At 65.8% G+C, this 12,173-nt stretch carries 12 protein-coding genes; 10 read left to right on the top strand and 2 right to left on the bottom strand.

Annotated features, from left to right (window positions below; genetic code table 11):
* The first annotated feature begins 199 nt into the window (after window positions 1-199).
* The 4 genes from rplU to FNL56_RS02930 all read left to right on the top strand — a co-directional run bounded on the left by rplU (window position 200) and on the right by FNL56_RS02930 (window position 2,055).
* Complete coding sequence (gene rplU / locus FNL56_RS02945; RefSeq protein ID WP_143571523.1) at window positions 200-592, top strand: 50S ribosomal protein L21; 393 nt, start codon at window positions 200-202, stop codon at window positions 590-592.
* 99 nt (window positions 593-691) lie between these two features.
* Window positions 692-964 carry a 50S ribosomal protein L27 gene (rpmA, locus tag FNL56_RS02940; RefSeq protein WP_143571522.1) on the top strand — a complete coding sequence of 91 codons (273 nt, stop codon included), beginning with the start codon at window positions 692-694 and terminating at the stop codon, window positions 962-964.
* 125 nt (window positions 965-1,089) lie between these two features.
* Entirely contained in the window at window positions 1,090-1,683 is a 594-nt protein-coding gene (locus FNL56_RS02935) for a GNAT family N-acetyltransferase (RefSeq protein WP_143571521.1), read from the top strand.
* Window positions 1,684-1,872: 189 nt separating this feature from the next.
* Window positions 1,873-2,055 carry a hypothetical protein gene (locus FNL56_RS02930; RefSeq protein WP_143571520.1) on the top strand — a complete coding sequence of 61 codons (183 nt, stop codon included), beginning with the start codon at window positions 1,873-1,875 and terminating at the stop codon, window positions 2,053-2,055.
* A gap of 46 nt (window positions 2,056-2,101) precedes the next feature.
* Here the strand turns inward: FNL56_RS02930 and FNL56_RS02925 are convergent, their stop codons facing one another.
* Window positions 2,102-3,013: a DMT family transporter gene (locus FNL56_RS02925; protein WP_143571519.1), complete on the bottom strand. Its 912-nt coding sequence runs from the start codon at window positions 3,011-3,013 to the stop codon at window positions 2,102-2,104.
* A 168-nt stretch (window positions 3,014-3,181) separates the two neighbouring features.
* On the opposite strand from FNL56_RS02925, the gene obgE reads away from it, so the two are divergent.
* The 3 genes from obgE to FNL56_RS02910 all read left to right on the top strand — a co-directional run bounded on the left by obgE (window position 3,182) and on the right by FNL56_RS02910 (window position 5,883).
* Window positions 3,182-4,231, top strand: coding sequence for a GTPase ObgE (gene obgE / locus FNL56_RS02920; protein WP_143577457.1), 1,050 nt, complete (start codon window positions 3,182-3,184; stop codon window positions 4,229-4,231).
* A gap of 231 nt (window positions 4,232-4,462) precedes the next feature.
* Window positions 4,463-5,593, top strand: coding sequence for a glutamate 5-kinase (gene proB / locus FNL56_RS02915; protein ID WP_143571517.1), 1,131 nt, complete (start codon window positions 4,463-4,465; stop codon window positions 5,591-5,593).
* A gap of 74 nt (window positions 5,594-5,667) precedes the next feature.
* A complete protein-coding gene (locus FNL56_RS02910) occupies window positions 5,668-5,883 on the top strand; it encodes a hypothetical protein (RefSeq protein ID WP_143571516.1) in 216 nt (71 codons plus the stop codon).
* Here the strand turns inward: FNL56_RS02910 and FNL56_RS02905 are convergent, their stop codons facing one another.
* A complete protein-coding gene (locus FNL56_RS02905; protein ID WP_143571515.1) occupies window positions 5,884-7,569 on the bottom strand; it encodes an MFS transporter in 1,686 nt (561 codons plus the stop codon). It lies immediately after the preceding gene.
* A 156-nt stretch (window positions 7,570-7,725) separates the two neighbouring features.
* On the opposite strand from FNL56_RS02905, the gene FNL56_RS02900 reads away from it, so the two are divergent.
* The 3 genes from FNL56_RS02900 (at window position 7,726) to FNL56_RS02890 (ending at window position 12,131) form a co-directional block, all read left to right on the top strand.
* Window positions 7,726-9,105, top strand: a complete 1,380-nt coding sequence (locus FNL56_RS02900; RefSeq protein ID WP_143581755.1) for a hydrolase — start codon at window positions 7,726-7,728, stop codon at window positions 9,103-9,105.
* Between the two features lie 42 nt (window positions 9,106-9,147).
* Window positions 9,148-10,524 carry a cytochrome P450 gene (locus FNL56_RS02895; RefSeq protein WP_143571513.1) on the top strand — a complete coding sequence of 459 codons (1,377 nt, stop codon included), beginning with the start codon at window positions 9,148-9,150 and terminating at the stop codon, window positions 10,522-10,524.
* A 197-nt stretch (window positions 10,525-10,721) separates the two neighbouring features.
* The gene (locus tag FNL56_RS02890; RefSeq protein ID WP_143571512.1) at window positions 10,722-12,131 is read left to right on the top strand and encodes an adenylate/guanylate cyclase domain-containing protein; all 1,410 of its coding nucleotides are present in this window, start codon (window positions 10,722-10,724) and stop codon (window positions 12,129-12,131) included.
* Window positions 12,132-12,173: the final 42 nt, after the last annotated feature.

Here is a 12,173-nt window from a genome sequence, read left to right as displayed (position 1 = left end):
CTTGACTCGCCGACCTCGCCGGCTATAAGTCCCGTATCCGGCGCAGGTTTTCCTCGCGCCGATTGTTTTTGCGCGTCGGCGGCAACGTCCGTCCTTCCGCAGAAATTCGCCGAAATCCTTCAGGACCCGGCGATGCCCTTAACAAGAACAACAAAAAGCCGACCCATCGAGGTTGGATCGAAAACGAAGGAATATACTGATGTTCGCAGTCATCAAGACCGGCGGGCGGCAATACCGCGTTGTCGCTGAAGATGTGCTCGAAGTAGGCAAGATCGAAGGCGAAGTTGGAACGATCATCCAGCTCGGCGAAGTTCTGGTGCTCGGCGGCGATACGCCGGTGCTCGGACTGCCGATGGTCGCAGGCGCCACCGTGGCGGCCGAGGTGCTGTCGCACAAGCGCGGCCCGAAGATCATCTCGTTCAAGAAGCGCCGCCGCAAGAATTCGCGCCGCAAGCGTGGTTACCGCGACGAGATCACCGTGCTGCGGATCACCGAGATCCTGGCCGATGGCAAGAAGCCGACCGTCGGACCGCGCCCGAAGCGCGAGAAGGTCGTCAAGCCGGCCGCCGTCGAGGCTGAAGACGCCGCATAAGAAACCCTGGCGCGGCATCACGCCGCGACAAGTTGAAAATATGTGAGATCGCGCCCCACAGGGATGTGATCTGGAAAACCTCAAGATTGGAGACGGGCTATGGCTCATAAAAAAGCAGGCGGTTCATCGCGAAACGGTCGTGATTCGGCAGGCAAGCGCCTCGGAATCAAGGCGTATGGCGGCGAGCGCGTGATCCCCGGCAACATCATTGCGCGTCAGCGCGGCACCACCTGGCACCCCGGCCTTAATGTCGGCATGGGCACCGACCATACCCTGTTCGCCAAGGTAGAAGGCCACGTCCAGTTTCGCGCCAAAGCCAACGGTCGCACCTTCATTTCGGTTCTGCCGATTCTTGAAGCCGCGGCCGAGTAACACGGTGGACACATTGGAGTCCGCCGGGTCCTGTTGAACCCGCGGACGCCACAGAGGCTCCAAAGGGGAGGCGGGAAACCGGCCTCCCCTTTTCGTTTGGTGCGCAAAGCGCCAAGGAGCCCGAGATGCTGCAGGATATCCCGACCCCGACGCGGCTGGAACCGCACGCCGCCGGTTGCGTTCTCGAGACCGCGCGCCTCGCGCTGCGCAAGCCCACGCTCGCCGACGCCAAAGCGATTGCCCATCTCGCCAATGATCGCCGCATCGCGGAGATGACCCGCCGGCTGCCGCATCCTTATTCGGAGGCGCACGCGGTCGACTTCGTCCAGTCGCTGCATGGCGGCAGCGACACGGTGTTCCTGATCGAACAGGATCGCCGGCCGATCGGCATGGTCGGCGTCGACTGGCGCCAGCCGGACGCGCCGGAGCTCGGCTACTGGCTCGGCGTCGATCATTGGGGCCAGGGTTTTGCGACCGAGGCCGCGCGCGCGGTGATCGACTTCACCTTCGAGGAATTCACCATCGAGCATCTCGCCTCCAGCGCCCGCGTCGCCAATCCGGCGTCGCGCAACATCCTGGAGAAGTGCGGCTTCCAGTGGATCGGCGTGCAGTTGCACCGCTTCGAGGCGATCGGCTCCTCGACGCCGGTGGACTGCTTCAAGCTCAGCCGCTCGGTGTGGTCGTCGCTTAAGCACTGGGGTACGTCGACGAGACGGTGATCACTCCGCAACGTTCCGTCGGCAGCCAGGCGGCGCAAGGGAGTGGTACTCGCCACCCACCTTGCGCCCGTTAGCCGCCGTTAATCGATCGCTCACCAACAATTCGTATTGTCGCCAAACCGGGTAGATCCCCGGATACGCGAACTTCTCTACCTGCCGTACTAATAGATATCAGACAGGGAGATCGACATGCCGGACTCATCAAATCAGTCGCTGGTCGAAGGCCGTGACGTGCCGAACGCTTTCCAGCATGTGCTGGACCGTTTCGAGCGCGACGAATTGAAGTTGCTGGCCGACGACCGCAAGGATCGTGAGCAACGGATGATGGAGCGCTTCGCCACCGCCAGGCTGGAACTGACACCCCAGAAATAGGCCCATCCCGTCGCAGGCAGGCACGACCGTTCGGCGCGCCCCGCGTTCACGCCACCGGCGGACTCACTTCCGGGACGTGACCGAGATTGCGTTCGCGCAGGAAGATATAAAGCCCGGCCGCGACGATGATCGCGGCCCCGATCAGCGTCGCCATTGACGGCAGGTCACCGAACGCGACGTAGCCGAACAGCACCGCCCAGATGATCATCGTATATTGATACGGCACCACCACGCTCGCCGGCGCCAGTTTCAGCGAGCGGTTGACGCATAATAGCGCGCAGACCGACGTCACGCCGCCGAACAGGAACATGGCGGTGTCTCCGAGGCCTGGCGTCACCCAGCCGAACGGCGCCATCACCGCGCCGAAGGCGAGCGAGCCCATGAATTGCGTCGAGGCCAGCACCACGTCGGGTGCGGCGCGCAGCGTGCGCGTCAGCAGCATCAGGGCGGCAAACGACGCGCTGCCGCACAACGCGATCAGCGCCGGCCAGGTGAAGCTCTCCGGTGACGGCTGCAACGCGATCAGCACGCCGCAGAAACCGACCGCCACCGCGCTCCAGCGCCGCCAGCCGACCTGCTCGCGCAGGAAGATCGCCGAGCCTGCGGTGACGAAGATCGGTACCGCGAGATAGAAGGTGATGACGTCGGCGAGCGGCAGATACACGGTGGCGGCGAAGAACGCGGCGACATCGACGGTCGAGAGCACCATCCGCACCAGTTGCAGCCGCGGCCGCTCGAGCCGGAAGAACTCCGCGCGATACCGCCAGATCGACGGCGACAGCACCAAGAGGGCCGCGATCGCGCGCAAAAACAGCAACTGCCCGACCGAATGGTCGATGACGAGGTATTTGCCGATCGCGTCGCCGAGCGAGAACAGCCCGATCCCGGCCAGCATCAGGCCGATGCCGGCGAGACGCGCGGTCCGCTCGTCGGCGGCAGTGGAAATGGTCGCAAACATGCCTAGATGGACCTGTAGAAGAGCCCATCACGACAGGGCTTGGTTAACAGCGGCACGCGTCCTCTACGACGCAGCGCGCGCGGCAGCAAGGCCCGCAAATGCGGGCTTTTCACGGCTCAAAGCCATGAAACGGTTGCCGCCACCACCCCCCTGCGATACGGATACACCATGAAATTTCTCGATGAAGCCAAGGTTTACATTCGCTCCGGTGACGGCGGCAACGGCTGCGTGGCGTTTCGCCGCGAGAAGTACATCGAGTTCGGCGGCCCCTCCGGCGGCAACGGCGGACGCGGCGGCGATGTCATCATCGAAGTCGTCGATGGCCTGAACACGCTGATCGACTATCGTTACCAGCAGCATTTCAAGGCGCCGAAGGGCACCAACGGCATGGGCAAGGACCGCCACGGCGCCAACGGCGAGGCCGTGACGCTGAAGGTCCCCGTGGGCACGCAGATCTTCGACGAAGATCGCGAGACGCTGATCCACGACTTCACCAAGCTCGGCGAGATCTTCGTACTGGCCGAAGGCGGCAATGGCGGCTTCGGCAACGCGCACTTCAAGTCCTCAACCAACCGCGCGCCGCGCAACGCCAATCCCGGCCAGACCGGCGAAGAACGCTGGATCTGGCTGCGCCTGAAGCTGATCGCGGATGCCGGCCTGGTCGGCCTGCCGAATGCCGGCAAATCGACCTTCCTCTCGGTGGTGTCGGCCGCCAAGCCGAAGATCGCCGACTATCCGTTCACGACGCTGCATCCTCAGCTCGGCGTGGTCGATGTCGACAGCCGCGAATTCGTGCTCGCCGATATTCCCGGCCTGATCGAGGGCGCCCATGAAGGCGCCGGCCTCGGCGACAGATTTTTGGGCCATGTCGAGCGCTGCCGCGTGCTGCTGCATCTGATCGACGCGACCAGCGAACATGCCGGCAAGGCGTACAAGACTGTCCGCACCGAGCTCGAGGCCTATGAAGGCGACCTCGCCAACAAGGTCGAGATCGTCGCGCTCAACAAGATCGACGCGGTGACGCCCGAGCAGTTGAAGCAGCAGAAGGATCGCCTGAAGCGCGCCGCGAAGAAGACGCCGCTGCTGATCGCGGGCGCCACCGGCGAAGGCGTCAAGGAGGCGTTGCGCGCGCTGGTCGCCGAAATCGGCGAAGCGCCGGTATCGGACAAGGCCAAGGCTATGAACGCCTCCGCGCCCTGGGCGCCGCTGACGAACTAGAGTTCAAAGATGAATCCGAATGCGAGCAGCGACGCTCAGTCACCTCTCCCCGTGGGGGGAGGTCGGATTGCGGAGCAATCCGGGTGAGGGGCCGGGGCGCCATCGATAGGCCGGTGTCCCCGCACCCCAGCCCTCTCCCCAACGGGGAGAGGGAGCGCGCCGTCGGCGCTTCGCATTGATCGTTGGTCAGCTTCATCTACTGTCGGCATTCCGAACCAACAAAGCCCCGCCATGTCCTCCCCGTCACTGAACAACTTCCGCCGCATCGTCATCAAGGTCGGGTCGTCGCTGCTGATCGATTCGGCCAAGGGCGAGGTGAAGTCGGCCTGGCTGACGGCGCTGGCCGCCGACATCGCCAAGCTGCATGCCGATGGTCGCGACGTGCTTGTGGTATCGTCCGGCTCGATCGCGCTCGGCCGCAGCCGCTTGAAGCTGCCGCGCGGCGCGCTGAAGCTGGAAGAGAGCCAGGCCGCCGCCGCCGTAGGCCAGATCGCGCTGGCGCGGATCTGGTCGGAAGTGCTGGGCGCTCACGGCATCGGCGCCGGCCAGATTCTCGTGACGCTGCAGGATACCGAAGAGCGCCGCCGCTATCTCAATGCGCGCTCGACCATTGCCAAGCTGCTGGAATGGCGCGCGGTGCCGGTGATCAACGAGAACGATACCGTGGCCACCAACGAGATCCGCTATGGCGACAATGACCGCCTTGCTGCCCGCGTGGCCACGATGGCCTCGGCCGACCTGCTGGTGCTGCTGTCGGATATCGACGGGCTGTACACCGCGCCGCCCGGCTCCAATCCCGACGCCAGGCTCATTCCAGTCGTCGAGTCCGTCACCGCCGAGATCGAGGCCATGGCCGGCGCCGCAGAGTCCGAATTATCGCGCGGCGGGATGTATACCAAGATCGAGGCTGCCAAGATCGCCACCACCGCCGGCACCCACATGGTGATCGCCTCCGGCAAGGTCGATCATCCGCTGCAGAAGATTGCCGATGGCGGCCTCTGCACCTGGTTTCTCTCGCCCGCCAATCCCGTCACGGCGCGAAAACGCTGGATCGCCGGATCGCTGGAGCCGAAGGGCACGCTCACCATCGACGCCGGCGCGGTCAAGGCGCTGCGCGCCGGCAAAAGCCTGCTGCCGGCCGGCGTGATCCGCGTCGAGGGCCATTTTTCACGCGGCGATGCGGTGCTGGTGCGCGGCCCCGATACCCACGAGATCGGCCGCGGGCTCGTGGCGCATGACGCCGAGAATGCCGAGCGGATCAAGGGCCACACCTCGCCGGACGCGATGCGAATCCTGGGGATCACCGGCCGCGCCGAGATGATCCACCGCGACGATCTGGTGATCGGCGTCGCGCCGCATTGAGCTATTTCACGTGTAGCAACGAGATCCCCGGTCGTGCATTATCGCCGGATTGCATTGTTGAACGGATAGTTGCCATGACAAGAATCGTATTGATGATTCCGCTACTGCTTTTCGCATCTGCGGCGGCGGCGCAGGACAATACCCAGCAGTCGGCCTGCGCGCGCGACGTTTCCAGGTTCTGCCGCGCCAAGATGAACGACGGCGACATGGTCGTGCTCGGTTGCCTCAAGGAAAACCGCAGCAAGCTCAGCAAGGCCTGCTCGAAAGTGCTGGCCGACAACAACCAGTAATCAGCCACTGGAGCCGGCAGGCGTTGCCGCCGGCAGCACATCGCCGGCGACGCGGTCCGGGGTTTCATCCTTCCAGCGCACCGAACCGAACGGCCGTTCCAGCATGCGGCGAACGCGGATCGGATCCGGGCCGAGATGATAGTCCGCGGCGCGCTGGTACAGTGCGCGCTCCGACTGCGTCGAGCGGTTGCGCTGCCGCAGGAAGTCGAGCCAGGTCGGACAGTGATAGCGCTCGGTCCATAATTCGGGATCGGCGATGTCGCGGGCGATCGACCAGCCATAGGCGCCGTTGCGCTGCCGCGAGAGCTGGACATCCTGCATTACCCCGTGGAAGGCGCGGGCCCGCTCCTGATCGATACGGTACTCGATCTCCACCACCAGCGGTCCGCTGCGCCCGGTGAGGTGCAGTTGCACCTCGGGATCGTCGAGCATGCCGGCGTCCTCGTCGCGGACGCCGATCGGCGGCATCTTCAGCCACAGCCCGAGCAAGGGTGAAGCAAACATCGCCGCGCCCGACGCCAGCAACGCGAATTCGACGCCGAACATGTCGGTCAGAAAGCCCCAGCCCCAGCTGCCGATCGCGATGCCGCCGGCAATCGCGGCCTGGAAGGCGGCGAGCGAGCGCCCCGCGACCCAGCGCGGCGCCGACAGTTGCACGCCGATATTGAACAGCGCGATGGCCATCATCCATACCGATCCCGCCACCACGAGCGCCGCAGCCGTGAGCACCGGGTCGCGGCTGACGGCGATCCCGGCGATGGCCACGCCCATGACCAGCGCGCAGGCGCGGATCGAGGCCTCGCCGCCGAGATATTTTCGCACCGAGCCGATGTTCAGCGCGCCGATCACCGCGCCCATGCCGAACGCGCCGAGCATGATGCCATAGGTTTGCGCGCCGCCGTGCAACAGGTCCCGCGCCACCAGCGGCATCAGGGCCGAGACCGAGCCCCCGCAGATGCCGGTGATCAGCGTGCGCATCAGCACGATGCGAATCGACGGCGAATTGGCGATGTAGCGCACGCCGGAGACGATCGCCCGACTCAACCGCTCACGCGGCAGCCGCGACGCCTCGGTGTTGCGCCGCCACAGAAACAGCACCACCAGCAGCGGGATGTAGAGCACCGCATTGGCGGCAAAGGCCGCGACGGCACCGGCGGTCGCGACGACGATACCGCCGATCGCAGGGCCGAAGCTGCGCGCGATATTGTAGCTGATGCCGTTCAGCGCCACCGCGGATGGCAGCACCTCCGGCGGCACCTGCTCGCCGACCGAGGACTGCCAGGCCGGGCCGAACAGCGCCATGCCGCTGCCGATGACGAAGCAGAACGCCAGCAGCAGGTTCGGCGTCACCGCGCCGCTCCAGTCCAGCAGCGTCAGCGCCGAGGCGCCGAGCAGCGAAACCGCCAGCGACGCCAGCGAAACGAGGCGGCGGTCGTACATGTCGGCGACCGCACCGGCCGGCATCGCGATCAGCATGATCGGCAGCATCAAGGCGGTCTGCACCAGCGCCACTCTGTCGGCCGACGCCGTCATCTGGGTCATCGCCCAGGCCGCGCCGACGCTCTGGATCATCAGGCCCAGATTGGACAACAGGCTGGCCAGCCAGATCCGGCGGAACACGGGAAAGCGCAATGGCGCCGCGATGCCGTCGGTGGCGACGATTGGTCTGGACACCGGCGTCTTCATCCCCTGCCGCTTTCTGAGAAGCTTCCGGCGCGTTGGTCATCCGCCGGTCATGACACTGTGATGCCTGCAAATCCGAGCGGCTGTCCAGTAGCGCCGCGTCTAGGCGGGCCTGCGCGATGCAGATACCGTCGTCTAAAATACGATTCGGGAGGTTGCATGATGATGTCGCGGCGAACGATCTTGTTGGGAGCAGCGGCGCTGCCGCTGGCGGCCACGGCGCTGGTCTCGAAGGCCGTGGCCCAGACCGGAACCGGCACCATCACTTCCCCTTCCGACATTCCGCCGATCCTGTTCGTGCATGGCAATGGCGATCACGCCGCGCTGTGGATGACGCAGCTCTGGCGCATGGAATCCAACGGCATGGCGCGCGACCGCCTGATGGCGATCAATTTCACCGACCCGCTGTCGCGGAGCGACGACGGCGTGGAGCAGCCGAACCGTTCCTCCACCACGCAGCAGCGCCGCGAACTCGGCGAGGCCATTGCCGAGCTGAAGCGCCGCACCGGGGCTGCGCGCGTCGCCCTGGTGGCCAATTCGCGGGGCGGCTATGCCGTGCGCAACTACATCAGGAATGGCGGCGCTGCCGATGTCAGCCATGCGGTGCTGTGCGGCGTGCCCAATCATGGCGTCTACGCCTGGAGCGACAATCCCGGCAGCGAGTTCAATGGAAACGGCCCGTTCCTGCGGGAGCTGAATGGTGGCGAAGGCCAGGAGGTAACCGACGGCACCGCCTTCCTGACCCTGCGCGGCGACGGCACCGACAAATACGCCCAGCCGGACGGCCGCTTTGCCGGCAAGCCGGGGACGTCGACCGGCATCACCTCCGACGGCCCGGCGCTGCGCGGCGCCACCAATCTGGTACTCGGCACGCTCGACCACCGCGAGGTCGGCTTTCACCCGCGCGCGTTCCGCGAAATCTACAAATTCATTGCCGGTCGTGAACCAGCCCGCATCGCCGTCGAGGCCGAGCCAGCGGTGCGGCTCGGCGGTCTTGTCACCGGCATGGCCGGCGGCGTGCCGACCAACCGGCCGGTAGCCGGCGCCACCGTCGAGATTTTTTGCGTGGCGCCCGAGACCGGTGAGCGGATCGGCGGCGCCGTGCATCGCGCCACGACCGGCCCTGACGGCCGCTGGGGAACAGCGCAGGTCGAGCCGACCTGGCCGCTGGAAATCGTGCTCGCCGCACCCGGCGCACCCATCACCCATTTCTATCGCTCGCCGTTCCCGCGCTCGTCGGATGTCGTGCATCTGCGCCCCGGCCGGGCGCTGGGGCCCGCCGACGCCGGCGTCGGCGCCGTGGTGATGATGTCGCGGCCGCGCGGCTATTTCGGCCTGCCGCGCGACATCGTGGCGCTCGACGGCAAGGAGCCGGCCGACATCAAGGCTGGCGTGCCGACGGACTCGCTGGCCACCGTTCGACTTCCCGCCGCCGAGATCGGCCGGCCGGTGGTCGCCCTGTGCAACGAGGAGCGCCTCGTCGCGCGGGCCTGGCCGGCGGCGGAAAACCGCGTCACGCTGGCCGAATTCACCCTCTGAAGGCGCCATCATGGCGCCTGGATTGATAGCTTCACTGGGGCCATGAGCATCGCCGAGACGATCGACATCCCTGCCCGCGCGCCGCTGGTACCGCCGGCGCCGCCGCGGGCGCCGGAAAATATGGGGCCGTTTGGCCGGATGGCCTTGATGCGCAAGAGCGCCATCGACACCTGGGGTCAGCGCGCCTACGAGGACGACATCGTCAAGGGTCGCTTCTTCGGCCATGCCAGCTTCATCCTGAACGCGCCAGACGACATCCGCCATGTGCTGGTGGACAATTACGAGAACTACACCCGGACCCCCGCCGGCATCCGCGTGTTGCGGCCGATGCTCGGTGAAGGCCTGCTGCTGGCCGAAGGGCGCGCCTGGAAGCACCAGCGCCGCACGCTGGCGCCGGCCTTCACGCCGCGCGCGGTCAGCACACTGATCCCACACATGCTCTCGGCAATCGACGAGACGGTCGCCGAACTACACAAGGTGCAAGGCACGGTCGATCTCCGCGAGGTGATGCAGCGGATGACGCTGGAGATCGCCGGCCGCACCATGTTTTCCACCGGCATGGCGCGCCATGGCCGCGCGCTGCGCGACTTCGTGATCGACTACGGCATGAATTTGGCGCGGCCGCATTTCCTCGACCTGCTGCTGCCATTGGGCTGGCCGACGCCGCAGGACATTTCGCGGCACTTCTTCCGCAAGCGCTGGACCCGCTTCGTCGCGATGCTGATCGCCGAGCGTCGCGCCGCCGGCAAGCTTGAGGGCGCCCCGCCGCGCGACTTGTTCGACCTGATGGTCGCCGCACGCGATCCGGAAACCAACGACGCCTTCTCCGATGCGCAGCTAGGCGACCAGGTGGCGACCATGATTTTGGCCGGCCACGAGACGACGGCCACGGCGCTGTTCTGGGCGCTGTATCTGCTGGCGCTCGATCCGGAGACGCAGGATCGCGTCGCCGCGGAAGCCCACGCCGCCGGGGATGGCGCCGGATTCGAGGCCTTGAAATTCACCCGCGCGGTGATCGACGAGACGATGCGGCTATATCCGCCGGCCTTCCTGATTGCGCGTGCAGCCGCCGGCCCGGATTCACTCGGCGGCGAGGCTGTTGTCAAAAACGACGTGATCCTGATCGCGCCGTGGCTGCTGCATCGCCACGAGCGGCTGTGGGAGCAGCCCAATGCGTTCATGCCGGACCGCTTCATGCCGGGCGCGCCGGCGCCGGACCGCTATGCCTATCTGCCGTTCGGCGTCGGCGCCCGGGTCTGCATCGGCGCGCATTTCGCGCTGGTCGAGGCGACGCTGGCGCTGGCTAAACTGGTCGGCGCGTTTCGCGTCGAACTCGACGAGACCGAGCCGGTGCTGCCGATCGGCATCGTCACGACGCAGCCGAACCGCTCGCCGAAGTTTAGAATTTCCCGGCGCTAGCGAGAAGCACCGCCCTCTCCTGTCGTCCCGGCGAACGCCGGGACCCATACACGCCAGCAATCCAAGTAGAGCGTGATTGCCGTCGCTCTGCAGCTTCTCTTTCACTGACGGAGGTTATGGGTCCCGGCGTGCGCCGGGACGACACCGGGTTGTGAAGCCGTCTTTGACACGTTACCGAACAATCCTATTTATATCCGATGAGCGATATCCAAGCCCAACTCGACGCCCTTCAGAAGACTAGCGATCCCACCGTCGTCGCAGCGATCGGACAACTGATCGCGGAGGGCGCCGACGATGCGCTGAACCGCATCAACCTGCTCGACTTCGCCTCCCGGACCGGGCTGCCGGAGGAGCGCGTGATCTCCGGCTTCCTGCAGGCCTCGCGGCTCGGCCTGTTCGACCTCTCCTGGAACGTGCTGTGCCCGGGCTGCCGCGGCGTGCTCGATGCATTCGGCACGCTGAAATCGCTGCGCGACGATGACTATCATTGCGGCCTGTGCGGCAGCGACCATGCCGCCTCGGTCGATGACCAGGTCGAGGTTGCCTTCACGGTGTCGCCAAGGGTGCGCCGGATCGCGGCGCATGATCCGGGCGCGCTGCCGATCTGGGACTATTTCAAGCAGGTGTTCTGGAGCTCGGGCGTCGATTTCGATGCGGCGGCCTTCGCCTCCCTGGCCGACGAGATCGTGCTCGATCACCGCGAAGTCCCGGCCTATCGCCAGAACGAACTGACGCTGACGCTGCCCGAGCAGTTCATGATCGTGTTCGAACCGGTGACCCACGCCGCCACGTTCATCGACGTGCAGGGCGAGCCGACCGACGAGATCCGGCAGCTATCCCTGCAGTATGACGGCGCGCATCGGCCGACCGAGACGATCACACTCCGGCCGGGGCCGCTGCATGTGTCGTTCGACAACCAGACCGATGTCCGCGTGCTGCCGGCGGTGTTCGTCGCCGCCGACGCGCTCCATCATCTGCTCGGCCGGCGCAAGTCGTTCCTGACCGCCAAGCGGATGCTGACCAACCAGACCTTCCGCGATGTCTTCAAGGCCGACAATCTGACCATCGACCAGCGGCTTAAGATCACCTCGCTGACTTTCCTGTTCACCGACCTCAAGGGCTCCACCGCATTATATGACCGGGTCGGCGACCTCGCCGCTTTCGATCTGGTCCGCGCGCATTTCCACGCCCTGCTGGAGATCATCGCATCGGAAGGCGGCGCAGCGGTGAAGACGATCGGCGATGCCGTGATGGCGACCTTCACCCGGCCGGAGCAGGCGCTCGCGGCGGGCCTGCGGATGCGCGCGGCGATGGAGCAGCTCAACGACCAACGCGGCACCCGCGACCTGATGGTCAAGATCGGCATTCATGAAGGACCCTGCCTGGCCGTGATGCTGAACGAGCGGCAGGATTACTTCGGCCAGACGGTGAACATCGCAGCAAGGGTGCAGGGCGTCTCGAATGCGCCGGCGATCCATATCACCGGCACGGTGCGCTCCGCGCAAGGCGTCGAGCAGATGCTGCGCACGGCCGATATCGTGCCGATCGAAAAACACGCGGCCTTGCGCGGCATCGCCGACAAGGTCGTGGTCTACGAGATTCCCTGAATGTGCCTGTCGTGCAGGCATTGCGGAATCGTAATTTGCGGA

Origin of the sequence: Tardiphaga sp. vice304, from assembly GCF_007018905.1 — a bacterium.
GTDB lineage: Bacteria > Pseudomonadota > Alphaproteobacteria > Rhizobiales > Xanthobacteraceae > Tardiphaga.
This window is presented reverse-complemented; position numbering and strand designations above follow the sequence as displayed.

What these genes read in the sequence shown, in the direction of transcription:
- rplU (WP_143571523.1), top strand. Translation starts at nt 200, where the DNA reads ATGTTCGCAGTCATCAAGACCGGCGGGCGGCAATACCGCGTTGTCGCT.
- rpmA (WP_143571522.1), top strand. Translation starts at nt 692, where the DNA reads ATGGCTCATAAAAAAGCAGGCGGTTCATCGCGAAACGGTCGTGATTCG.
- FNL56_RS02935 (WP_143571521.1), top strand. Translation starts at nt 1,090, where the DNA reads ATGCTGCAGGATATCCCGACCCCGACGCGGCTGGAACCGCACGCCGCC.
- FNL56_RS02930 (WP_143571520.1), top strand. Translation starts at nt 1,873, where the DNA reads ATGCCGGACTCATCAAATCAGTCGCTGGTCGAAGGCCGTGACGTGCCG.
- FNL56_RS02925 (WP_143571519.1), bottom strand. Translation starts at nt 3,013, where the DNA reads ATGTTTGCGACCATTTCCACTGCCGCCGACGAGCGGACCGCGCGTCTC.
- obgE (WP_143577457.1), top strand. Translation starts at nt 3,182, where the DNA reads ATGAAATTTCTCGATGAAGCCAAGGTTTACATTCGCTCCGGTGACGGC.
- proB (WP_143571517.1), top strand. Translation starts at nt 4,463, where the DNA reads ATGTCCTCCCCGTCACTGAACAACTTCCGCCGCATCGTCATCAAGGTC.
- FNL56_RS02910 (WP_143571516.1), top strand. Translation starts at nt 5,668, where the DNA reads ATGACAAGAATCGTATTGATGATTCCGCTACTGCTTTTCGCATCTGCG.
- FNL56_RS02905 (WP_143571515.1), bottom strand. Translation starts at nt 7,569, where the DNA reads ATGAAGACGCCGGTGTCCAGACCAATCGTCGCCACCGACGGCATCGCG.
- FNL56_RS02900 (WP_143581755.1), top strand. Translation starts at nt 7,726, where the DNA reads ATGATGATGTCGCGGCGAACGATCTTGTTGGGAGCAGCGGCGCTGCCG.
- FNL56_RS02895 (WP_143571513.1), top strand. Translation starts at nt 9,148, where the DNA reads ATGAGCATCGCCGAGACGATCGACATCCCTGCCCGCGCGCCGCTGGTA.
- FNL56_RS02890 (WP_143571512.1), top strand. Translation starts at nt 10,722, where the DNA reads ATGAGCGATATCCAAGCCCAACTCGACGCCCTTCAGAAGACTAGCGAT.